Below are 22,346 nucleotides of genomic sequence, written 5' to 3'. Positions count from 1 at the left end.
ATAGCTTAAAAAATGGGTACCCTAGCATGCGCTTAACTTCTCTATCGGCCATCGCCTTATTGGCAGCCAGCACCAGCGGCTACTGTCTCGCGGCAGCTCAAACAGATACAACAACGCCACAACTGGCAGACACCTATATCAACGATGAGATTTTGCCGCCTATCATCTCTTGGCACGGTGGCAGTGAATCTCTGATTCAGGCGGCCGATTCAAAGTGGGCTACACCATTTGAGCAAAACGGCCTTAAGACCAGCCCCAGTTATGATGAAACCTTCGCCTGGTTAGATAAACTGATAGCCGAGAGCGAGATGCTTAAGAAAGTGAGCATAGGTAAGAGCCCTCAGGGTCGTGAGATCTGGATGATTGTCGCCTCCAAAGAGGGAGTGGAGAATGCAACCGCACTCGCAAGTAATGGTAAACCAACCTTGCTAGTGCAGGCGGGGATCCATTCCGGTGAGATTGACGGCAAAGACGCCGGTATGATGTTACTACGCGACATGGTGTTTAACGGTAAGTCAGGATTGCTTGATAACGCCAACCTATTGTTTGTACCTATTTTCAGTGTTGATGGCCATGAACGCTCAAGTGAGTATAACCGTGTCAATCAGCGAGGTCCGGTTAACATGGGCTGGCGCACCACAGCGCAAAACCTGAATCTAAACCGTGATTATGCCAAAGCTGACACGCCAGAGATGCAGCACATGCTAAGAGCTATCAATATTTGGCAGCCCGATCTCTATATTGATGTCCATGTTACCGATGGTATCGACTATCAATATGATGTGACTTTTGGCTACAACTTACCCCAGGGAAAAAGCCCATCAATATACAACTGGCTAGAAAACAGCTATCGCCCAAGGATTGAGTCAGCCCTATCTGAACAGGGGCATATTCCAGGCCCATTAGTGTTTGCCATCGACAATGCCGACATCAGCAAGGGAATGTCTCTATGGAACGCCAGCCCGCGCTTCTCTAACGGTTATGGTGACGCCCGCCATCTACCCACAATTTTGATTGAAAATCATAGCTTAAAGCCATTTAAACAACGGGTGCTCGGCACCTATGTCATGCTCGAATCTAGCCTTCAAGCCATAGCCGATGATAGCACTAAGCTAAAATCTGCCATTAAACAGGACAAATATCGCTACTCACAAAGAGTGACACTCACTTGGCAGCAAGAGCAGCAAGAGCAGCAAGCTCAAGGCTGGGACTTTAAGGGGATAGGTTACACATTGGAGCAAAGTGCAATTAGTGGCAATGAGATTGTGCGTTGGAATGGCCAGCCTAAACTGTACCCAAACTTGCCAGTGATTGGTGGTACTCAGGCCGATATCAAAGTGAACCGCCCAGACGCATATTATATTCCGCCCCAGTGGCAAGAGGTGATTAAGCGTATGAGTGTTCACGGCATACGTATGACCACACTCGATAAGCCAACTCAGCTTAAGCTACAACAATATCAATTTACCAACCCAAACTTTAACAACAGTGATTATGAAGGGCGTCAACAGGTCAAGGCCGAAGTGACCAGCCAAGCTGTCGATGTAAAATTACCTACAGGTACGGTTCGCATCGATACTAAACAGCCCTTAGGCGATCTTGCCATCTTACTACTTGAGCCACAATCACCGGATTCACTGTTCCAATGGGGCTTCTTTAATCCAATATTTACCCGTACTGAATATATTGAAAACTATGCGGTAGAGCCCTTGGCAGCAAAGATGCTAAAGGATGATCCGGCACTACAAGCCGAGTTTGATAAGGCACTTAAAGATCCTGAGTTTGCCGCCAACCCAAGAGCACGTTTACGCTGGTTCTATGAACGCAGCCCTTACTTTGATAATCAATATCTAAAGTACCCAGTGCTTCGAGGTAACTAATTTCACACCCACAAGGAAACCATAAAAACAGCGCCAATTGGCGCTGTTTTTTTTACGCTTTTTTAGTGGCGGATATTGCGTAGGTTAGTGGTAAACGCTGCCCTTTTTGTTCGATAAAATAACGCTTTCGCTGCTCAGTCGCTAAAGGCAATTCAACCGCTACAGTTTCTTCAGTTAAGCCCTCGAAACAGTTGTAAGGGCTAAAAGCAAACTCATCAAAAGAATTGATCTCTAACCCGGCCTTGATCAGCGCATTAATCACATCGGATAACGAGTGTGACCAACTCATAAAGGTGTTGGTATCATCACTGGCATTCTCGGTATAGGTCACTTCATCTTCTACGTCTGGCGCATCTTGATGAAAATAGCTATACCCCTCAAATATCGCCTGCGCCGGATGGAACTCCACCATATAAAACTGTCCACCAGCCACCAGCTTGTTCGCAATGACCTGTGCCCACTTATCCAGGTCTGGAAGCCAAACAATCGCACCGTAGGAGGTAAATACCAGCTCAAATTCAGCCTTGACAGTCTCTGGCACGCTATAGATATCGCTGCAAATAAACTCAGCCTTCAAGTCTGCCTGATCCGCAAGTTTGCGTGCCTGAGTAATCGCCGCAGGGGAAAGATCCACGCCGGTCACATCCGCCCCCAAGCGAGCCCATGAAAGGGTGTCGAGTCCAAAGTGACATTGCAGATGAAGTAAGCTTTTCCCCACTACATTAAGATGCGCTAACTCAATCTCTTGTAGCGAGCTGTTGCCTTTTAAAAAACCGGCAACGTCATAAAAATCTGATGTCACGTGGGTTTGTACACGTCTGTCCCAACCTTGCTGGTTGACCGATAAATAGTCCATTTCTGTTTCCCTACATGATTTGTTTCTGTCACCACTAGGGCGAGGCTCATGTGCCATTTGCATTAATAGCAGATTCTAGGCTTGAGTATTAGAAGTTCTAGGTTCTAGGCTTGAGTATTAGAAGTTCTAGGCTCTAGGCTTGAGTATTAGAGGTTCTAGGCTCTAGGCTTGAGTATTAGAGGTTCTAGGCTCTAGGCTCTAGGTTCTAGGCTCTAGGTTCTAGGTTCTAGGTTCTAGGCTCTAGGTTCTAGGTTCTAGGTTCTAGGTTCTAGGCTCTAGGTTCTAGGTTCTAGGTTCTAGGTTCTAGGCTCTAGGCTCTAGGTTCTAGGTTCTAGGTTCTAGGTTCTGCATTATTTTCAGACAAGCCATTGAGTAAATTAGCTAATAGTTGCGTTTTCATCATAGTAAGTGAGCTAATTTACCACTAAAAACAGGCAGCAACACAAAGATAACACATTTAAAACAATTAGATAGCTTATTGGCATGGTTACTGCTTATTCTCTGACGGATAAACAATAAAAGCAGCTTTGTTAAGCCTGCACTTAACTCTTAAGACACTTAGATCTTGAGATCAGAATAATAAAAGGAAGTAACCCCATGAAATCTACCGCGACTTTGCTTGCTACCGTTATCGCCGTATCACTCTCAGGCTGCATCATCAATGTTAACGGTACTGGCGCAGGCCCGTTAAACCACCAAAAGAAACAGTTACAGATTGATGCTACTCACATAGAAACCTTGGTCGCCGAAACGGGCGCAGGAGATCTCAATATTCAAGGTGTCGATGGGCTTTCACAGATCATGGTTACCGCCGATATCTACACCTATGGCGATATAGAAAGCAATCTCAGCCTCAAACAAAACGGCGCTAAAGCGACATTGATTGCCGAGTTCGACAGCAACATTAACTTTCAGCGCTCCCCCTATATCGATCTCAACATACAAGTCCCTAGCAGCATGATGCTAGATATCGATGACGGCTCTGGTGACATAGAGATTAAAGGCCTATCGGCAAACATTACCCTTGATGATGGTTCTGGTGATGTTTGGATTAAAGGCGGGAATGACCTCAATATCCAGGATGGCTCTGGCTCAGTAGAAGTCAGCAACACCACTGGCAAGCTCACCCTAGAAGATGGTTCGGGCTCTATTACCCTGTCAGGTATTGGTGGAGATACCCATATCGATGATGGTTCAGGCGATCTTAGCGTTAAGAACGTCAATGGCCATGTGGTGATTGACGATGGCTCCGGTGATATCGATGTCGAGAACACCCTTGGCTTAAGCATTATCGAGTCCGGCTCAGGCGACCTTAGTGTTGATAACATTAACGGTGCAGTAAGCATGCACTAAACCTGTCACGGTAAAGACGCTTCGACATCTAACGTATTTAGATAGAGTGAATACCTTCCCGGCGCAGGCGCTGCTGGCAGATAGACAATTCTAGCCTTATTGTTTAACCGCAGCAGTGCCCTGCCCACCCACTGAATAAGCACAGGAATGGCTTAATGGATAAACTGAAGAAGATTTGCAAAACGAACAGGCAACTTATCATCTTCATTCTACTGATGTCTGTCTTTAGAAGTGCCGTCGCAGACTGGTACACAGTACCTACAGGCTCAATGCAGCCGACGATTAAAGAAGGTGACCGCATCGTAGTAGATAAGATGGCCTATGACTTACGGCTACCATTTACACAAATATCGCTGCTGACAACGGGTGAGCCAGAGCGCGGAGAAATTGTCGTTTTTGAATCACAAGCGGCAACGAAACGCTTAATCAAACGTGTTATTGGCCTACCCGGCGACACAGTCGGCTTAAATAATGAAGTCCTGTCTATTAATGGCAAGCCATTGGGTTATTCACTAGTCACGAGTGATCGGCGAGAGTTAATCGCCACAGAAAACCTCAATGGTCTAATCCATAGTATCCGTATCGAAACAGGTGCCAGCGATCAGTTAAGCAGCTTCGACACGCTAACCGTTCCCGAGGGGCACTATCTGGTTATGGGCGATAACCGCCGCAATAGCGCCGACTCACGAGTATATGGTTTTATCCCTAGGGATGAACTCAAAGGTAAAGCCACCAGAGTCGCATTCTCACTGGATTATGAAGACTACTATCTACCCCGTGAAGACAGGTTCTTCACTGATCTATATTTGAATTAGATAGCAAAACGTAATTACCAAAAATAACAGTGAAGCAATAGCACTGGCACAAGATACCGTTGCGCCAGTGTCTCTATTAGACCTGTCCTTCTATCAAGGCGAGCTTCTTGGATCTAGGCCACTTCTTCAACGCTATCTCACGCTTGAGTGCATCGGAACGACTGCCCACAGTTTCTGAGTAGACCAAGGTCAGTGGCCCCTTGCCTCGTAGATATTTAGCCGACTTAGCACTGCCACTCTGATGCTCGGCAAAACGCCGAGTCACATCTGTGGTCACCCCAGTGTAGAGGTGACCGTTAGCACAGCGCACCATATAAAGAAACCAAGTCGGCTGAGCCTTTATAAACTCTGGCGCGCTCGTGAGTTCAGAGCCTTCAGGGCAATTCGTAAACTCAGGGCTAGTTACAGGATCAGGGCTACTTACAGGCTCAAGGCTGTTCACCGACTCCGGCATTTGAACAATATCAGCCATTAACGGCTAGCAGCCTCTGTGATTGTACCTTGCTGCTTGTCGCCATCTAAGCCTAACAAGCCAATAAAGAAAGCATACTCTTTCGCCGTATCATCATACTGGCGATAGCGGCCACTCTTACCACCATGCCCTGCTTCCATGTCTGTATCGAACAGCAGCATATTATCGTCAGTCTTAACCTCACGTAGCTTGGCGACCCATTTAGCAGGCTCAAAGTACTGCACTTGAGAGTCATGTAAACCTGTAGTTACTAACAGGTGTGGGTAGTCTTGCGCACTGACATTGTCATACGGGGCATAGCTGAGCATGTAGTCAAAATAGACCTTTTCATTTGGGTTCCCCCACTCGTCATACTCGTTCGTGGTCAATGGAATAGACTCATCGAGCATGGTGGTCACCACATCTACAAAAGGCACGTGGGCTGCCACGGCAAAGTAACGCTCTGGCGCCTGATTTATCACCCCACCCATAAGCAGACCGCCTGCACTGCCACCAGCGGCGACAACTTTATCTTTGGCACCATAACCTTGCTCAGTTAGCGCCTTGGTGACATCGATAAAATCATTGAAGCTATTTTGCTTATTCAACATTCGGCCATCGTCATACCATGCTCGGCCGAGCATCTCAGAACCTCGCACATGGGCGATAGCATACACCACACCGCGATCTAGCAGGCTCAAGACCGATGAACTAAAGTCGGGCTCTACGGTATAGCCGTATGAGCCATAGCCATATTGATACAGTGGATTGGTGCCATCCTTATTAAAGCTGTCTTTACGATAGACCAAGGTCACAGGAACCTCTTTACCGTCACGCGCCTCGATAAACAGACGCTCAGCCTGATAATCATCGGCATTAAATGCACCTAGCACCTTTTCTTGCTTAAGCAGTTCACGCTCGTTTGGCTTAGCCAATACATATTCATACACAGACTCTGGCGTTGTTGGGCTAGAGTAATAAATTCTAAGCTTATCGCTTCGCTGGTTAGCGTTAATATCGAAGCCAACCACGTAAGCGGGATCATTAAAGGCCAATTCAAACTCTGCTTGGCCATTAAGTGGGTAAACACGTATACGACTAATGCCTCTCTCACGGGTTTGCACTACCATATAGTCACTCAGCAGCAACACATCTTCGATACGTGAGTTAAGATCATGGGCAATAACATCTTGCCAAGCACTCTTATCTGCAGCTTGGGCGATAGCCACCTTCATCAAACGAAAGTTGGTCGCCTGCCAGTTAGTGAGAATGTAATAGCTGTCGCCTAACTTAGACACTGAGTACTCATGCCCCTCCTCTCTAGGTAGCACAGGCTTAAACTGGCCTAAGGGCTGGTTCGCATCTAGCATATTGACTTCGCTAGTCACGGTGCTTTCAGCATGCAAGACGATAACCGATTCATCTAGTGATTTACCTAAGCTGATATAGAAGGCATCGTCTTGCTCTTCATATACCAGTACATCTTCCGATTGCGCCGTCCCCAATTTGTGGCGGAACACTCGATAGCCCAGCAGTGTCTTCGGATCTTTAGCGATATAGAACAGGTGTTGATTGTCACTGGCCCAAACGATGCCACCATCGGTCCCCTCAAGCTTATCGCTCATTAACTCGCCTGAGGTTAAGTCTTTAAAGTACAGGGTATAGATACGTCGACTTAGCAGATCTTCGCCGAACACTAACTTAGTTTCATCTGGGCTCACCGACACACTGCCCAAACCATAGAAGTCTTTCCCCTCCGCACGTTCATTCACATCCAGCAGAATTTGTTCACTGTCACTCTCTAGCGCGGTTTTACGGGCAATAATGGGGTATTCAAAGCCCTGTTTGTAATAGCGGTAATACCAATGCTGATGCCAAAAATAAGGCACACTCGACTCGTCTTTATCTAGACGCCCCACTAGCTCATCAAACAAACCTTGCTTGAGGTCGTTAAATGGCTTGAACTCTTGTTTGGTGTAAGCGTTTTCTGCATTTAAATGACTGATAATTTTTGGAGCCTTGCGCTCGTCATCGCGCATCCAGTAATAATCGTCGACACGCGTCACTCCATGGAGCGTCATGCTATGCGGAATTTTATCGGCTTGAGGAGGTTTAACAGCTTGGGTGGTGGTCATATTATTACATCCAAATAGCAGTACAGCGCTCAGTATAAGGGGGGCAATTTTCATCTAACATTCCTTGTGCAGTCTTAATCGAAGTCATCCGTACTTTGATTAGGGTGATCCATAAGTCATTTAGCCGACAGTTTTGGCCTATCTCGCCATTTTTACATCTCAGCTTGTCATTTAATTTAAATAGGCGCAATATTGCGCCACTCGGCTGAATTGTTAATCAATTCATTCATATTCAGCCAAGTATAATTCTCAGGGCGGGGTGTAACTCCCCACCGGCGGTAAGTTATGCGGTGATAAGTCATCACCTCATAAAAGCCCGCGAGCGCCTAGTTTACGCTATTAAATCTCAAGATAAATAGCTGCATATATTAACTAGGGTCAGCAGATCTGGTAAACAGACCTTATCAAAGACGCCCGTCTGCCATAAGGTTGCACCTACTCCAGAGCCGACGGTAATGGGTACTCCACAACAGTGTTAGTACGCTAAGTCCGGATGAAAGAGAATATAAGATTTAAGCAAATAATCCGTGAAGTTAATTTAAGCTTCGTGGTGGATTTTGCTCGGTTCTTATTATGCACATAACTCTATGGCGACTCGTTCGACAGCAGAGATGTGTTATTTTCTGTATGCCCTGATTCTGGCCAACCCAATGTCGTATTTTAAGGATGTTATCCATGAATCAGTCTCTACTTGCCCCTTATGGCAATCCAATTGAACGTGTTAATGCAGCACTAACAGCACTTCGCCAAGGCAAAGGTGTGTTAGTTGTTGATGATGAAGATCGTGAAAACGAAGGCGATCTGATCTATGCAGCAGAAACCCTCACTAACGAGCAGATGGCACTACTTATTCGCGAATGCAGCGGTATTGTTTGCCTCTGTCTGACCGATGAACGTATCGAGCAACTTCAGCTTCCGCCAATGGTAAGCGACAATAATAGCCAATATGGCACCGCCTTTACCGTGAGTATCGAAGCCAAACAGGGTGTCACTACAGGTGTTTCTGCTGCCGACCGTGTCACCACAATTAAAGCCGCAATCGCCGATAACGCTAAACCTGATGACTTAGCGAGGCCAGGTCACGTTTATCCACTACGTGCTCGCCCAGGTGGTGTACTTGAGCGTCGTGGTCATACAGAGGGCACCGTCGATCTAATGAAGCTCGCAGGCCTTAAGCCCTACGGTGTACTTTGTGAGGTGACTCTAGCCGATGGCACCATGGCCCGTTTACCTGAAATCGTTGAGTTTGCTCAACAGCATGATATGCCTGTACTGACCATCGAAGACATTGTTGCTTACCGCAATACGCAATAAATCCACCTTCAGTGAACAGCCGCAATCACATGCGGCTGCTTACCCACATAATTAACAACAGCCCCTTCCCAATTACTTATAGCCATTGGGAATAACAAACACACCCTCAAAACCTTTGAATTAGACCATATTTGATGTATTTTGCTAAATTCGTGACCTAGGCGTAACTTTAGTGAACATACTGAGACGTACCTATATCTCTATGAGTATTATCTAGCGCACTTTATACTCCATCTAGCTTCATTGCATTACTGAGCCAAAATTATCTCCTGCTGAGGATCATCGCCGAATGCGACCCGTGTTAAGTCGATTGAGCTTGAAACAGAAATTATTGCTATCTGCATCCCTACCTATGTTTATTTTGGTATTACTTGCAGTACTAAGCGCATCAACTCTCATCAAGCAATACCAACACGCTTCAGCAAACGTGCTCACGACTAAGATCACCTTAGGGATAGAGAATGTCATCTATGAGCTACAAAAAGAACGCGGCCTCTCTGCTGGATATCTCAGCAGTAATGGCCGCCTATTTAAAGCTGAGCTGCAACAGCAATGGCTAACGACAGACCAAATGTTCCAAGAGTTGGTTTTTAACTCCGCTCTCGATAAAACGATCAATACGGTAAAGAATGACACCGAACTATTTCATGCCTTGCAAGATCAAATTCAGAAAGCCAGTTTAGCACGACAGCAACTCGAGATTGCTCGAAAGAAAGTGATCGAGCTAAACACCCCTGAATACTTCAGTTTCTACTCTCAACTGACCCAAAAGCTCATTAATTTTGTGTCACAGTTACGCTTTAAGAGCGATAACTCATACCAAGTGCTAGTGCAGTCCGATCTGATTAACATGCTCAAGATTCAGGAGCTCACGGGTCAAGAACGGGGACTTATAAACAGGTTGTTATCTGCGCAGACATTAGATCCTAACGACTTCAAACAGATCGCACAGGTTAGATCACAACTCGACAGTGTCATTGCCAATGCGATTTCTGTGATGACGCCAGATAATCTTAGTAGCTTTGGCGAATTGATGGATAGCCCAGCACAGCAGCTAATCTCCAGTTACCGTACACAGCTGCAGCAACAAGTTAATCTGGTAGAGAAGACTGAAATCATCGACGATCTAATCGGCTATGGGGGTCTTAGTTATAACTTTAACGGTTACCTAACGACGCTCAATCCCGCCTATTTATCGAGTTTTCGAGAAAATTACTTCACCTTAAAAAATGCGTTAGATAATTTAGTTAATCACCACACTCTAACGCCAACACAGCAAGTATTAGTCAAAACGATTGAGCAAACCGCTAAAAATTACCAAGCGCATATTGCAAAGGCCGAGTTGACCCAGCTACCTGCTCCAGGAGCAACATTAGAGTTACTTGGTCAAGATATCGCCCTACATGACAGCTTATATCAGTTACAACATCAAGCTCCCGTGGTCGATAGCGAAGCCTGGTGGCATGCGGCAACCGAAGGCATTGATAACCTACATCAGCTAAATACTCAGCTAACAGCAAATATCGCTCGCCAGAATGAGATTGAAAAACAGCAGATCCTCTCTTATCTCTATATTAGTATTTTTGCCGGGCTTCTTTTCTTCTACGTGGTCTATCTAATCGGTAGGAACATAGCCAATAACCTCATTGACTCAGTGAGAGGCATAGTCGATGACGTGGAAAAACTAGCAAAAGACCCAAGCCTAGTATTAGATCTTGAAGTTAAGGGCAAAGATGAACTTGCGCAAATAGCAGTAGCAGTCAACCAAATGGTATCGGAGCGAATGAAGTCTAGACGCGCTCTACACCAAGCCTCCGCCGTTTTCAGGCACTCAGCCGAAGGGATTATCGTCACCGATGCCAACAACCGCATCGAACTCGTCAACCCCGCCTTTACCAAAATTACTGGCTATAGCTTAGAGGATGTCAAAGGAAAGACACCAAACATCTTAAGCTCGGATCATCACCCGCAGGATTTTTACCAAAAGCTATGGCAAACGTTAAGCAGTAAGAGTAGCTGGGAAGGAGAGATCTGGAATAAGCGCAAGGATGGCAAGATCTACCCAGAGTACCTGAAAATTACTGCGGTCAAAAACAGTAAGAATGAGGTAACTCAGTACATTGGGCTATTTCTCGATATCAGTAATAATAAACAATATGAGCAAGACCTCTGGTATAAGACCAACTTCGACTCATTAACCAAACTACCAAATCGACACCTGTTCTCCTCAAGGCTACAGCAAGCTATCGATACTGCGCAAAATACCGACAGCCAAGTCGCCATCTTCTTCATCGATTTAGACAGGTTTAAGTTTATTAACGAGCTGCACGGCCACGCAGCGGGTAATAAGGTATTAAAACAGTCTGCCGCACGACTCGAAGCCGTGTTAGGGCCTGATGACTCTATCGCCCGTATTGGCGGTGATGAATTTGTGATTATCGCTCCACAAACAGGCAGCGTGTGTACCGAACAATTAGCCCAGAAGTTGATCAACGCACTATCTAAGCCTTTTATTATCAATAAAAAAGAGACCAACATCTCCTCCAGCCTCGGCATCGCCTTCTACCCAGAAGATGGTCAAGATATTGAGATGCTATTACATAACTCTGAAACCGCTATGTATCAGGCAAAGCGTGACGGTCGAGCCCATTATCAATATTTCTCTCCCGAGATGAATGTAGAGATGCTGGAGCGGATGCACCTCGAACAGAGGTTACGTAAAGCGGTCAAGCAATCAGAGTTTTACCTTGAGTATCAACCTGTCATTGATATGCGTAACGGAGCCATCGTCAGTGTCGAAGCCCTAGTCCGCTGGAATGATCCTGAGTTCGGCATCATCTCGCCACAAGCCTTCATCCCGATCGCCGAAGAGGCCGGGTTGATTGAACCATTAGGCGAATGGATCCTACACCAAGCCCTCTCAGATCTTGCCGAGTGGCACTCTCAAGGATTGATGCTCAAGATGGCGATCAATGTGTCGGGGCGTCAATGTTTAAGCTCTCGAGATGTCAGCTTTTACGACGTGCTCAAAGACGCATTATCTAAACACGGTATCGCCGCGAAAGATCTGCATATTGAAATCACCGAGAGCATGTTGATCGAAGATAAGCCTCGTTGCCTACGGACCTTAGAGGCAATCAAACAGCTCGGAATTGATATCTACCTCGATGACTTTGGTACCGGTTACTCAGCACTCAGCTACCTAACTCAATGCCCCATTTCGGTAATTAAGATCGATAAGAGCTTTATCGATAACGTGCTAAACAATCCATCTGACGCAAAGTTGATTAAAGCGATCGTCATGATGGCGCAAAGCTTAGAGATGCCACTCGTGGCGGAAGGAATTGAAACCATTGAACAGTGGCAGTTCTTACACAGCTTAGGCTGTGATTACGCCCAAGGTTACCTGATGTCTAAACCACTGCCTAAGGCACAACTAGTCGCCTTTTTAACGCATGCACAACCATTTCATTATCTCAATATTGGAACTGAGCTTAACGCTGTTTAAGCGCACTAGAGTAACAAACAAAAAGAGCAGCCAACGCTGCTCTTTTTCATTGTTCTACAAAATTAAACTGCTTCGCTAGTCATCACGCTTGCAGATTCTTCGACTGCCATCTGCGCCAGATCTTTATCGACAAAGAATAGTGCCTTACCATCTTCGCCAACAAGGCGGATCTTATCGACGATAGACTTAAATAACTTCTCTTCCTCATGCTGTTCTGACACATACCACTGCAGGAAGTTAAAGGTTGAATAATCTTGGTTAGTGAAAGCCGCATGTGCGAGTTCATTGATCTTTTTAGTGATCAACTGCTCATGTTCATAGGTGTACTCAAATAGTGCCAAAAGTGACGGAAACTCAGCTTGTGGAGCCTCGATAGTCCCTAAAAGTGGCATACCACCTGTTTCACTCACATAAGTAAACAGACGATGCATGTGGCCCATTTCCTCTTCGGCGTGAGCACGCATAAACTTAGCAGCACCTTCAAAGCCTTTATCTTCGCACCATGCGCTCATCTGTAGATACAGATTAGAGGAGAAGAACTCCATGTTGATCTGGTCATTTAACTGGTCAATCATCTTCTGGGCTAACATATCAATTCCTTAAGGCTTTCAGTTTGTGGCAGTTATTGTTATCAAGCTAGCTAATAATTGCAATAAAATTTACTTAAGTGATTGTTAAATAAATAATAATGGTTTTCATTTACAGCATCTTACGTTACCTTAGCTACGATTGCTTTTAACAAAAAAACCAGCTAAATCAGCCGTAAAGGATAGAGTCACCCCCGTGAATAGTGGTTAGATCTGTATCATTAATTGCCACTCTATTTTAACTGTGTTTAAAAACTGCCGCGCAGATCATAGCCATCTATATTCACCATGGCATAATGCGCTATATTCGTTTTTACTTAACGTTCCGATTCACGTCTCAAGGATAGATAGATGCAGACTCATGCAGATCCATGTTCGCAACCTAGCCTAATGCATCCCGATCAGGCTATCGTTAAATTACTAGAACAAGTAAAACCCATCACAGACTCAGAAGTCGTGACACTACCTCAAGCTTTAGGTCGAGTACTCGCAGAAGATCTTGCCTCTCATATCGATCTTCCTCCTTTCGATAACTCAGCAATGGACGGTTATGCGTTCAACTTTGCAGACTTGGCTGCAGGCGAGCCACTAAAGTTAATTGGACAATCTTTCGCAGGCCATCCTTATACGGGTAAGTGCGTCAAGGGCGGCTGTATTCGTATCATGACAGGTGCGCCAGTACCAAGCGGCTATGACACAGTACAGATGCAGGAAAAGGTTACTGCTGATGGTGAGCTGATCACCATTGAAGCACCAAAAGAGCTTGGCGCTAACGTTCGCTGCCGCGGTGAAGAGCTCACCAGTGGTACTAAAGTACTGGCAGCAGGTACCTTAATTGGTGCTGCCGAGATGGGCGTATTGGCAACAATTGGCGTCAGCCAGTTACGTGTTAAGCGTATCGTTAAAGTAGCTTTCTTCTCTACAGGCGATGAACTGCGCCCAGTTGGCAGCGAATTAGGTCCGGGTCAAATCTACGACTCTAACCGCTATAGTATCCAAGGTTTGCTGAGCCGCGGTAATATCGAATGGATCGATCTTGGCGTTATCGAAGACGATAAAGAAGCCATTCGCCAAGCCTTTAAAACGGCATCAGAATGTGCCGATATGGTTCTAACCTCTGGTGGTGTCTCAGTGGGTGATGCCGACTTCACTAAACAGATCCTTGATGAAGAGGGTCAGATCACCTTCTGGAAGCTAGCCATTAAACCGGGTAAACCTTTTGCCTTTGGCCACCTTGGTGATGCAGTATTCTGTGGACTCCCTGGCAATCCAGTTTCATCCATGGTGACTTTCTACAAACTTGTATGGCCGCTACTCAATAAGATGCAAGGCTTACCTCAGGTAAAACCTGTGACACTAAAAGCTACGCTCAAGGGTGAGATCCGTAAGTTCCCTGGTCGAGTAGAGTACCAGCGTGCGATATTAAGCTATAACGCGCAAGGTGAGGCCGAAGTTGCTGTCACTGGCGGCCAAGGTTCTGGCATGCTGACATCGATGACCCTAGCAAACTGCTTCATTATTTTAGCCCAAGATTGCGATGGCTTAAGCGATGGCTCTCAAGTCACCGTCGAACCTTTTAATGGTGTGCTTTGCTAAGCTCTGCACTACCTAAACATATGAGATCAATTTGATGTCGACCGAACAAGCAGCAACAGATGAAATCTTATCTGATGCAGAAATATTGCGTTATAGCCGCCAAATATCGATCAAGTCGATGGACTTTGAAGGCCAGGAAAAACTCAAGCAAGCTAAGGTGCTCATTATTGGTGCAGGTGGTTTAGGCTGCGCCGCGAGCCAGTACCTTGCGGTAGCAGGGGCAGGCTCGATGACCTTAGTCGATTTTGATACCGTTGAGATCTCAAATCTGCAAAGACAGGTTTTACATCAAGACGCCAACGTCGGCCAAGCTAAGGTCGACTCGGCCAAGCAGAGTTTAACGGCACTTAACCCACACATTCAGATAGAGACGATTAATGCGGTACTCGATGATCATGAAATCGATGCCCTTGTCGAGCAACACTCTATAGTAATGGATTGCACCGACAATGTTGCCGTGCGCGAACAGCTAAACCAAAGTTGCTTTAAGCATAAGAAGCCACTAATCTCGGCTGCTGCGATTCGTATGGAAGGCATGGTCACGGTATTCGATTACCAAGGCGATACTCCTTGCTACCACTGCTTCAGCAAGCTTTTTGGCGAGCAACAACTAAGCTGTGTCGAATCAGGAATTCTAGCCCCAGTGGTCGGCATGGTTGGCTGCTTACAAGCAGTCGAAGCCATCAAGGTCATCGCCAACATGGGGCAAACTCTGGCTGGACGCATCTTGATGATAGATGCAATGACCATGGAGTTTAGAGAGATGAAACTACCAAAACAACCACAATGTAAAGTGTGTGGCTAGGCATTATCTGCAATAAATAACTTGATGAAAGTGGTCCAGAGTGACCACTTTTTTATTATTTGCGCCTCACGGATCATTGCAACTTGCACTTAGTTAGCTCCAACCTTAGATTAAATAAAATAACCCTTTTATGAAAAATTTTCGTTAGTAACCGTATCGACGTAATTTAGTGATCAATAAAGACTGCAACGGAGTAGCCAATGAAAAGATCTCGCCATGTAATTAACTATGTAAAAATAGTCACTGTTAGTGCAGCAATGATGCTTCTCACCGCCTGTAACCCTGCGCAAGATGACACGAAAAAGCCTGTTCAGCTCGCCAACCCAGCTTCAACTTACTGCGTTTCACTTGGTGGAGAGTTAGCTATTGAAAAGCAAGCGGAAGGGGAAGTCGGTTATTGCACCCTACCGAGTGGCGAGCGTATAGAGGAGTGGAGCTTGTACCGTAGAGATCACCAGTCTGATGACTCTGTCTCAGAGGCGAGTTCCGAGCTGCATAAACCTAGAGTGGGCAAGCCGAATCCTGCGACACAAAACTGCATTGCCCAAGGTGGCAGCGTTGATCTTGCGACCAGTATCTGTACCTTACCCAATGGTGAAAAAATAGAGCAATGGCAATTGTATCGTCGTGACAATAAACTCTCGGAATAAAAGCGAGCACCATTATGATGAGGGTTATTCAATTGAGCGCGCTGTCGCCATCAATAACCCTTTCTCAACCCAGATAGATACGGTAACCCCTCTCACCACCAGTTCTATTGGTGTCTCGCCAGATTCCATTATCGGGATCTCACCATACAGCCGCTTATCATATTGAACTTGGTATAACGTCACAGACTGTAACGGATCGACAAATCTTATCTGTGCAGCCGTCAGGCCTTGGATTGAGCAATACCGTCCACCTATCATCTGTTTTGCATCATCGATACGGCTAGAGCTTACGAGTGTAAAATCAAGCTCGGTGAAATATGCCCTTAGTTGTGATAGCTGTGCGGTTTGCACCTCTAATGGTTTCATCTTGATGTGATTTTTAGCCACTTCGTTGGCTATCTTTGCGTGCATATCACTCACCGCGCCCCCACGACTCCCCCTCACTTCTCCTTGCCAACTTATCTCAGGATACCACTGCACGCTAAGTAGCAAGAGCACTACGCTCGCCGCAAGCGCGACTAGGCTCTTAAGGCGTAACAAATACCAGTTGCTACTTGCCCTTCTCACTGTTGGATCCCCCGCTAGCGTTTCAGGCTCACGACTCTGCGCCGTAGCAACAGAGTCGCTATCTATTGATGGTACTTCTATCGAATGACTTTGCGTATTCTCAATCCCAGCCAATAAGCTTTGCATCCTAGCCACCCCTTGCTCACTCAAGGCTTGAGCTTCAATATGCTGCTTAACTAAGGCTTTAAAGTTCATATCGGTGGCGTCAGTCTTTTTCGTCATAGCTATTGCCCACCGATGTTCTGCACCGAAGCATCTAGATTAAGATCGGCTGTTTTCAATTTAATACGGTGTAAACGGGACAAGATGGTGCCTCGTGGTTGCTGTATCTCTATGGCAATCTCAGCAGCGCTATAACCCTCTACGGCCCACAAATAGAGCACCTCTCTCTCGGCAGGATTGAGAAGCTCAAATAGGTGTCCAATGAGGTTATGCTGAATTTCAATCTCTTCTAGACAGGTCTCGTCGAGTAGCGCAGGCGCATTGTCATCGAGTGGCTCAAAATCCACACACTTGAGCCTGCGACAGTCATCGATGAACTGATTGCGGATCACCTTTCTTAAGTAAGCTCTTAACTGAATAGGCTTACAGTTTGTCTTTAACCAACTCTCTATGGCCGTTTGCAATAAATCTTCAGCCTGAGAGCTATTCGCAGTAAGGCAGAAACAGTACCGGTACAAAGCCTGCAGCAACTCTCTATCCATCTGATTCAGTCCGCCTCTAGAGCTAATCTAAAGCCGCAGATCCACTGACGCTCTATCAGACCACCTAAAAGACTCAGATCCAGCGCCGAATCTGCCATTTGTGCTAGAGTTTGCCCAGCGAATATCGCACTTAGCAATTGCATTAGAGCCTTATCAATGACACTAAACTGCGCTTTAAAACCCTCTCTATGAATTACCAGATAACTGATGCCACTGCCGATAACCTCAGCGCTATTTAGTTGAGCATTATGCCTATTCCACACATTCTGCACTGGATAATGGCAGCTCAGTAGGGCTAGATCAGGGCGTAATAATAAAGCCGCTTGCTGCTGCGCCTGCTCATCGAGTGTGGCTAGCAGCTCTAACCTGCAGTTTGGTGGCTGCATAAATCCATCAAGATCCATTGCATAATAACTTTGATTCAACAGCCACTCTAATTGGGCCAGTTCAGGCAGATACAGCAGATCTTTAAAAGCTTCATGTTGACTGAGCTCATGCGCTAACCATTGGGGAAAGTGCCGTCCATAACGATTCAAGTTACTGTTACTTAATGGGTGCTGTTGCTCATACCCTCTGACCAATTGCGTAAAACAGGTTTCTCCCACCACAGCTTGGCAAACAGGAAAGACCAATTTCAGCGCACTCAATAACGCTTGAAATGCATTATTGCGGTAGATCTCGACTCTATTCTGTTCTCGCTCATTGACTAACTGAACAAGAGCTTCCCCATTGCCATGGGGCTTAAGGGCATGAATAAAGGCTGACTGCCACTGTGCTAAGCGCATTGCTCATCACCAATACTTGTGTCACCAACCGCCTTACCACTCAAGTTTTCAGAGCCAACATTAACCATTGGCACAGCTTGTAATATACCCGCCGCGATGGCTCGCTCTTGCAGTAATCGCTCTAGAGTCGGCAATTCGCTATCCCATTCAATCATGCTCGGGATTGCGCCATGTCGCTGGATATAGGATTCAAATGCCGCCCACACATTGGGATCAACCGGATGGTTATGGGCGTCAAGCAGATAGTCTCCCTTATCATGAAAACCTGCCAGATGGATCTGCTTCACTCGTTCAGTCGGAATCGCCTCCATAAAAGATTGCATTGACTGATTGAGGTTAACGCTAGTGACAAAGGCATTATTAATATCAAGCAGTAAGTAACAATCGGCTTCTTCAGCTATAGCAGCAATAAACTCCCCCTCGCTCAATTCGTTATGACGACAGCTCATATAGGTAGACACGTTTTCTAGCAGAATTCTTTCTCCCATGAAGTCCTGAGTCTGCTTAATACGTTGGCTGATATGCATCACCGCCTCTTGGGTGTATGGCAGGGGCAATAGATCGGCAACCTTAAAATCACCATTGCCAGAAAAGCTGGCATGCTCAGAATACCAATGGGCACCACATTGCTGCTTTAAGTCTTTTATTCTTCGAAGGTAATCAAGATCGAGAGGACTTGGTCCACCTAAAGATAGACCAACACTATGGAAAACTAATTGAAAACGTTCACTTACGGCTTTGAGTAGGTACTGATTTAATCCACCATCTACCAACCAATTATCGACCAACACCTCTAGCCAAGGTAGTTGAATAGCCTCATCGGCCAATAACTGCTGAACGTGTGGGATACGCAGACCTATGCCTGCGCCCACAATCTTTGGTAAAGGCACTAGCTCTTAGCCGGTTTGACGGCTTTAACTTCACCGCCTGTTATCTTGTCACAAGTGCCTGCTGGAACATAGATCCACTCGGTAGGCATATTGTCTTCTTTAGCCTGGCCTGCGCAGCCATGGCTACCATCTAAGGCTCCACAATCATTAGCACCGGCTTTAGCAATACCGGCACACTTCTCCCACTCTTTGGGCTGATCTGGGACTGCCTGCGCTCCCAGCGAAAGACTAGCGGCAAGAATGCCTGCGACTGTTGCACCTACGGCTGTTTTAGTCGATTTCATATCGGAATGTCCTTTTGATTAATGAGATGTTCAATAGCTATAACGAATCGAAATCGTTATTGATTGCATCATGGTCAAAATTAATTCTAGTCGAATGACAATCTAACGTAGGCAAATGTGATAGCCACAGATAGCGACCAAGCAGAAGAAAAGATAGGGAGTACGGCCTGTTTTGATAAACAGGCAAAAAATACACCGATAAACAGTAAGTAACAAAAAAGGCACGCAAATGCGTGCCTTGTTCTAACGGGGGCAAACCACTACAAGATAAATTTAATGTAGCCCTGCAATACTACTAGGTTAACGATGTCTATAAAGAAAGCACCAACAATAGGTACTACCATAAAGGCTTGTGGAGACGGGCCATTTCGGGATACCAGTGCCCCCATATTCATGACCGCAGTCGGCGTAGCCCCCATGCCAAAGCCACAATGACCACCCGCCATCACCGCCGCATCGTAATTTGACCCCATCACCTTGAAGGTAACAAAGTATGCAAAACAGGCTAACACCACTGTCTGTACCATTAAGATAATCAACAGTGGGATTGCGAGATCAAAGATCTCCCATAACTTTAAGCTCATTAATGCCATCGCGAGGAACAGAGATAAGGCAACCGTTCCTAAGATATCGACGCACTCATTATTCATCTTGTAGCCACGGGTCATCTCGGTAAGGTTAGTGATGACCACCCCAAGAAATAGTGCATAAACAAACTCTGGCATCTTTAGCCAGCTGATATCAAAACTGGCAACCAAGTAGCCAACCCATTTAGCCCCAGCCACACAAAGCATGATGATAAATAGCGTTTCTAACACACTCTTAGCGGTGACATTATCGATCTCTAACTGATCATAGGTTACTAGGTCTGGATGGTCTTTATGATGGTTACCACCAATACCGTAAGAAGATTCCAGCTTATTTTTATTAATAAGCCTTTGTGCCACCGGACCGCCGATGATACCGCCCATCACTAAGCCAAATGTTGCGGCGGCCATAGCGAACTCTAGGGTATTCATGTTGTATTGCTCGGCAAACGTCTGCGACCAAGCGGCGCCGGTACCGTGCCCGCCAGAAAGGGTGATTGAGCCAGCTACCAAGCCCATCAAAGGCTCTAAACCAAGGGCTGCAGCCAAACTCACCCCCACCGCATTCTGCAATATGATGTAAATCGAGGCGATACCAAGAAAAATAAAGACTTTTTTTCCACCACGAGCAAGCAGCTTGTAACTGGCCGCAAGCCCCACGGTACTGAAAAACATCAACATAAGCGTGTTTTGCATCGGCAATGAAAACGCTAGCGTAATGTTTTGAAAATGAAGAACAGTAATGACTGCTGCGACAACCAAGCCACCGATAATAGGCTCTGGGATATTGTATTTTTTGAAAAAACGAACGTGGCGATTAACTGAGTGGCCGATAAACAACACCAAAATGGCGATCAAAAATGATTCTAGTTCTCCGATTGAATATACAGTATTCATGAAACTCCTATCCGTTAGGTTCTGTAGTAAAAAACCTACAAAACCAAAATTAGCCGGCTATTCTGTCATATTCATTAGGGTAAATAATATTAGCCGTGTCGGAATTATGGCATCTGGATCATGAAAAGCGATTCTTCGCACAAAAAAGAACCTATTCGCTGTCAATTTGTACTGATTCAGCAACAGCTAGGGCTGCCAACCTCTCCCTTTCTGCCTTAGAAATGTACTTCGGCTTGTTGCTGGTATTGAGCTTAGCGTTAGCTTTCTTCACCTTGCTCATGTGTTTTTTGGTGATCTTCTTGGTGCGATTCATTGTAAAATATCGTTAGTAATAAAGCTCAATTATAGCCCGTTAGCGCTATAACAACGACCCACTATCGGCTAATTACTTAAATTGAATTCGACGACTAAACAGGCGCTCAATTTCACGCTTAATCTTAAGTGCCAAACTCAGCTTCTTCTTGGCTGGCAGTACACGCTCAGCGTTCAAGCTGCTATGAAGTACGCTATTCTTTCTATCAATAATGTCATCTTGCGCGCAAATAGCAGGCTGCAACTGATATGCATCCACCTTGTTTGATGTGATCAACTCTTCAAAGATAATCTTATCTATCGCTTCGACAGGCTGACATTGACGAACTTCATTCAACAACTGACTCGCCATTCTGCAACTAACAATATACCCTGCGGCGCCCAAATGTCGCCCAGTTAGCTTAAAGAGTTCTTTGCCGCCCCCTAGTTTATGGCCTCCCCAAAACTGCCCCTTGGCAATATGGTTAAACATTTCAACTTTTATCAGCTCAACCGAGTCAGGAATCCAATTGTCTGAACATAAAAACTGCCCAGCCTCTTTGCCAAGATGAATATCATCTTCAAAAATCGCGGCGTAAGGGATAGATTCATCAACGATCTTTTGGAGTATGGCTACATGGCTTAACAAGCAGGAGATCTCGCCACGACTAAGGGATGAGTCTTGGGTCACAATCTGTAAGCGAGCAGCCTCCGCCTCATTAGTTGCTGGTGTGATAGCATCATAAAACTCAAACTCGATAGCTTGAGAACTAAACTGCTGATTAATATGAGCACGCCTTTTGTTCTCTGTAACCAAGCTTATAACGAAACACTTCATAACCTAACAACCAAAATTCAATAGAGTAATCTGACAAGGATTATAATCGAATGACAGCGTATTCTAAATCAGAAAGTTTGCTCTTCGCTAAAGTCAAAAGATGCCATAACGAGTCATTCGACCTCTCTTGGTAATCTCTAGATTTACTTATACTGACGAGTTGCACATCTGGTACAATTCCTCCTTAATCTAATGTAAGAGATATATGTAAAATGAAAAAGATAGCCATCTTTTGCCACAATTTTTACGCCAACGGCACTGTCAAAGTTGCGTTAACTCAAGCCGAAATTTTGCAAGAGGCCGGGCAAGATGTGCACCTATTCGTTTTCAAGCAGGAGGGCGACTTTCCGCCTCCACGAAATGTTACCATTCACTATGTTTATAAAAATCAGAAGCAATTAAAGCTTGCCGAACAGCAACAGCAGTTGAAGTTGTGTGTTGAGGAAGTTGAGGCTGTAAACGGTAAGTTTGATCTATTTTTATCAAACTCTACAGATTGTGACACAGTCGTCAGTGGCTGTGACTTTGAACCTTGTTATTACTTTTGCCACTG

At 45.6% G+C, this 22,346-nt stretch carries 20 protein-coding genes, 2 pseudogenes and 1 riboswitch; of the genes and pseudogenes, 10 read left to right on the top strand and 12 right to left on the bottom strand.

Features of this window, described 5'->3' with window-relative positions; all coding sequences use genetic code 11:
• The first annotated feature begins 26 nt into the window (after nt 1-26).
• Nucleotides 27-1,880, top strand: coding sequence for a M14 family metallopeptidase (locus K5Q92_RS16135; RefSeq protein WP_220769957.1), 1,854 nt, complete (start codon nt 27-29; stop codon nt 1,878-1,880).
• Between the two features lie 52 nt (nt 1,881-1,932).
• Here the strand turns inward: K5Q92_RS16135 and K5Q92_RS16130 are convergent, their stop codons facing one another.
• A complete protein-coding gene (locus tag K5Q92_RS16130) occupies nt 1,933-2,736 on the bottom strand; it encodes a bifunctional 2-polyprenyl-6-hydroxyphenol methylase/3-demethylubiquinol 3-O-methyltransferase UbiG (protein WP_220769956.1) in 804 nt (267 codons plus the stop codon).
• A 597-nt stretch (nt 2,737-3,333) separates the two neighbouring features.
• Here K5Q92_RS16130 and K5Q92_RS16125 point away from each other — a divergent pair.
• Together K5Q92_RS16125 and lepB are read left to right on the top strand one after the other, a co-directional pair.
• A complete protein-coding gene (locus tag K5Q92_RS16125; protein ID WP_220769955.1) occupies nt 3,334-4,089 on the top strand; it encodes a DUF4097 domain-containing protein in 756 nt (251 codons plus the stop codon).
• Nucleotides 4,090-4,244: 155 nt separating this feature from the next.
• Entirely contained in the window at nt 4,245-4,904 is a 660-nt protein-coding gene (gene lepB / locus K5Q92_RS16120) for a signal peptidase I (protein ID WP_220769954.1), read from the top strand.
• 76 nt (nt 4,905-4,980) lie between these two features.
• Here the strand turns inward: lepB and K5Q92_RS16115 are convergent, their stop codons facing one another.
• Both K5Q92_RS16115 and K5Q92_RS16110 read right to left on the bottom strand, forming a co-directional pair.
• Nucleotides 4,981-5,376 carry a GIY-YIG nuclease family protein gene (locus K5Q92_RS16115; protein WP_220769953.1) on the bottom strand — a complete coding sequence of 132 codons (396 nt, stop codon included), beginning with the start codon at nt 5,374-5,376 and terminating at the stop codon, nt 4,981-4,983.
• Nucleotides 5,376-7,544, bottom strand: coding sequence for a S9 family peptidase (locus tag K5Q92_RS16110; RefSeq protein ID WP_220769952.1), 2,169 nt, complete (start codon nt 7,542-7,544; stop codon nt 5,376-5,378). Before K5Q92_RS16110 ends, K5Q92_RS16115 begins: the two co-directional genes overlap by 1 nt.
• A 187-nt stretch (nt 7,545-7,731) precedes the next feature.
• Nucleotides 7,732-7,999: riboswitch (FMN riboswitch) on the top strand.
• A gap of 166 nt (nt 8,000-8,165) precedes the next feature.
• On the opposite strand from K5Q92_RS16110, the gene ribB reads away from it, so the two are divergent.
• Together ribB and K5Q92_RS16100 are read left to right on the top strand one after the other, a co-directional pair.
• Nucleotides 8,166-8,804: a 3,4-dihydroxy-2-butanone-4-phosphate synthase gene (gene ribB, locus K5Q92_RS16105; RefSeq protein ID WP_220769951.1), complete on the top strand. Its 639-nt coding sequence runs from the start codon at nt 8,166-8,168 to the stop codon at nt 8,802-8,804.
• A 289-nt stretch (nt 8,805-9,093) separates the two neighbouring features.
• Nucleotides 9,094-12,312, top strand: coding sequence for an EAL domain-containing protein (locus K5Q92_RS16100; RefSeq protein WP_220769950.1), 3,219 nt, complete (start codon nt 9,094-9,096; stop codon nt 12,310-12,312).
• A 62-nt stretch (nt 12,313-12,374) separates the two neighbouring features.
• Here the strand turns inward: K5Q92_RS16100 and ftnA are convergent, their stop codons facing one another.
• Nucleotides 12,375-12,902 (bottom strand): non-heme ferritin, encoded by a 528-nt coding sequence (gene ftnA, locus K5Q92_RS16095; RefSeq protein WP_220769949.1) that lies wholly within the window; start codon nt 12,900-12,902, stop codon nt 12,375-12,377.
• A gap of 348 nt (nt 12,903-13,250) precedes the next feature.
• Here ftnA and glp point away from each other — a divergent pair, with 348 nt between their 5' ends.
• The 4 genes and pseudogenes from glp to K5Q92_RS24265 all read left to right on the top strand — a co-directional run bounded on the left by glp (nt 13,251) and on the right by K5Q92_RS24265 (nt 15,950).
• On the top strand, nt 13,251-14,495 hold the full coding sequence (gene glp, locus K5Q92_RS16090; RefSeq protein ID WP_220769948.1) for a gephyrin-like molybdotransferase Glp: 1,245 nt from the start codon (nt 13,251-13,253) through the stop codon (nt 14,493-14,495).
• 34 nt (nt 14,496-14,529) lie between these two features.
• A complete protein-coding gene (gene moeB / locus K5Q92_RS16085; protein WP_220769947.1) occupies nt 14,530-15,300 on the top strand; it encodes a molybdopterin-synthase adenylyltransferase MoeB in 771 nt (256 codons plus the stop codon).
• Between the two features lie 308 nt (nt 15,301-15,608).
• Nucleotides 15,609-15,764 (top strand): annotated as a pseudogene (locus K5Q92_RS24270) (DUF333 domain-containing protein); the annotation flags it as partial.
• Nucleotides 15,765-15,806: 42 nt separating this feature from the next.
• Nucleotides 15,807-15,950, top strand: coding sequence for a DUF333 domain-containing protein (locus K5Q92_RS24265; protein WP_259649597.1), 144 nt, complete (start codon nt 15,807-15,809; stop codon nt 15,948-15,950).
• 24 nt (nt 15,951-15,974) lie between these two features.
• On the opposite strand, the gene K5Q92_RS16075 is transcribed toward K5Q92_RS24265, so the two are convergent.
• The 8 genes from K5Q92_RS16075 to K5Q92_RS16040 all read right to left on the bottom strand — a co-directional run bounded on the left by K5Q92_RS16075 (nt 15,975) and on the right by K5Q92_RS16040 (nt 21,793).
• Nucleotides 15,975-16,739, bottom strand: a complete 765-nt coding sequence (locus K5Q92_RS16075; RefSeq protein ID WP_220769945.1) for a hypothetical protein — start codon at nt 16,737-16,739, stop codon at nt 15,975-15,977.
• 2 nt (nt 16,740-16,741) lie between these two features.
• Entirely contained in the window at nt 16,742-17,221 is a 480-nt protein-coding gene (locus K5Q92_RS16070; protein ID WP_220769944.1) for an RNA polymerase sigma factor, read from the bottom strand.
• A 5-nt stretch (nt 17,222-17,226) separates the two neighbouring features.
• Nucleotides 17,227-18,006 carry a DNA-binding domain-containing protein gene (locus K5Q92_RS16065; protein WP_220769943.1) on the bottom strand — a complete coding sequence of 260 codons (780 nt, stop codon included), beginning with the start codon at nt 18,004-18,006 and terminating at the stop codon, nt 17,227-17,229.
• Complete coding sequence (locus K5Q92_RS16060) at nt 17,997-18,896, bottom strand: DUF692 domain-containing protein (protein WP_220769942.1); 900 nt, start codon at nt 18,894-18,896, stop codon at nt 17,997-17,999. Before K5Q92_RS16060 ends, K5Q92_RS16065 begins: the two co-directional genes overlap by 10 nt.
• The gene (locus K5Q92_RS16055) at nt 18,896-19,180 is read right to left on the bottom strand and encodes a DUF2282 domain-containing protein (RefSeq protein WP_220769941.1); all 285 of its coding nucleotides are present in this window, start codon (nt 19,178-19,180) and stop codon (nt 18,896-18,898) included. Before K5Q92_RS16055 ends, K5Q92_RS16060 begins: the two co-directional genes overlap by 1 nt.
• Before the next feature lie 260 nt (nt 19,181-19,440).
• Complete coding sequence (gene gltS, locus K5Q92_RS16050; protein ID WP_220769940.1) at nt 19,441-20,664, bottom strand: sodium/glutamate symporter; 1,224 nt, start codon at nt 20,662-20,664, stop codon at nt 19,441-19,443.
• Between the two features lie 151 nt (nt 20,665-20,815).
• Nucleotides 20,816-20,977 carry a DUF2986 domain-containing protein gene (locus K5Q92_RS16045; RefSeq protein ID WP_220769939.1) on the bottom strand — a complete coding sequence of 54 codons (162 nt, stop codon included), beginning with the start codon at nt 20,975-20,977 and terminating at the stop codon, nt 20,816-20,818.
• Nucleotides 20,978-21,049: 72 nt separating this feature from the next.
• Nucleotides 21,050-21,793, bottom strand: a complete 744-nt coding sequence (locus tag K5Q92_RS16040) for a glycosyltransferase family 25 protein (protein ID WP_220769938.1) — start codon at nt 21,791-21,793, stop codon at nt 21,050-21,052.
• Nucleotides 21,794-22,005: 212 nt separating this feature from the next.
• On the opposite strand from K5Q92_RS16040, the pseudogene K5Q92_RS16035 reads away from it, so the two are divergent.
• Nucleotides 22,006-22,346, top strand: a pseudogene (locus K5Q92_RS16035) (glycosyltransferase); the annotation flags it as partial.

Source organism: Shewanella sp. MBTL60-007 (genome assembly GCF_019654915.1).
GTDB lineage: Bacteria > Pseudomonadota > Gammaproteobacteria > Enterobacterales > Shewanellaceae > Shewanella.
The sequence above is the reverse complement of the archived record's forward strand: the minus strand, read 5'-3'. Positions and strand labels throughout refer to the sequence as shown.

Bases quoted from the DNA above. Each gene is read 5' to 3' on its own strand.
- K5Q92_RS16045 (WP_220769939.1), bottom strand. From the start codon at position 20,977: ATGAATCGCACCAAGAAGATCACCAAAAAACACATGAGCAAGGTGAAG.
- K5Q92_RS16075 (WP_220769945.1), bottom strand. From the start codon at position 16,739: ATGACGAAAAAGACTGACGCCACCGATATGAACTTTAAAGCCTTAGTT.
- glp (WP_220769948.1), top strand. From the start codon at position 13,251: ATGCAGACTCATGCAGATCCATGTTCGCAACCTAGCCTAATGCATCCC.
- lepB (WP_220769954.1), top strand. From the start codon at position 4,245: ATGGATAAACTGAAGAAGATTTGCAAAACGAACAGGCAACTTATCATC.
- K5Q92_RS16055 (WP_220769941.1), bottom strand. From the start codon at position 19,180: ATGAAATCGACTAAAACAGCCGTAGGTGCAACAGTCGCAGGCATTCTT.
- ribB (WP_220769951.1), top strand. From the start codon at position 8,166: ATGAATCAGTCTCTACTTGCCCCTTATGGCAATCCAATTGAACGTGTT.
- K5Q92_RS16100 (WP_220769950.1), top strand. From the start codon at position 9,094: ATGCGACCCGTGTTAAGTCGATTGAGCTTGAAACAGAAATTATTGCTA.
- gltS (WP_220769940.1), bottom strand. From the start codon at position 20,664: ATGAATACTGTATATTCAATCGGAGAACTAGAATCATTTTTGATCGCC.
- K5Q92_RS16130 (WP_220769956.1), bottom strand. From the start codon at position 2,736: ATGGACTATTTATCGGTCAACCAGCAAGGTTGGGACAGACGTGTACAA.
- K5Q92_RS16065 (WP_220769943.1), bottom strand. From the start codon at position 18,006: ATGCGCTTAGCACAGTGGCAGTCAGCCTTTATTCATGCCCTTAAGCCC.
- K5Q92_RS16125 (WP_220769955.1), top strand. From the start codon at position 3,334: ATGAAATCTACCGCGACTTTGCTTGCTACCGTTATCGCCGTATCACTC.
- K5Q92_RS16135 (WP_220769957.1), top strand. From the start codon at position 27: ATGCGCTTAACTTCTCTATCGGCCATCGCCTTATTGGCAGCCAGCACC.
- K5Q92_RS16110 (WP_220769952.1), bottom strand. From the start codon at position 7,544: ATGAAAATTGCCCCCCTTATACTGAGCGCTGTACTGCTATTTGGATGT.
- moeB (WP_220769947.1), top strand. From the start codon at position 14,530: ATGTCGACCGAACAAGCAGCAACAGATGAAATCTTATCTGATGCAGAA.
- K5Q92_RS16115 (WP_220769953.1), bottom strand. From the start codon at position 5,376: ATGGCTGATATTGTTCAAATGCCGGAGTCGGTGAACAGCCTTGAGCCT.
- ftnA (WP_220769949.1), bottom strand. From the start codon at position 12,902: ATGTTAGCCCAGAAGATGATTGACCAGTTAAATGACCAGATCAACATG.
- K5Q92_RS16070 (WP_220769944.1), bottom strand. From the start codon at position 17,221: ATGGATAGAGAGTTGCTGCAGGCTTTGTACCGGTACTGTTTCTGCCTT.
- K5Q92_RS16040 (WP_220769938.1), bottom strand. From the start codon at position 21,793: ATGAAGTGTTTCGTTATAAGCTTGGTTACAGAGAACAAAAGGCGTGCT.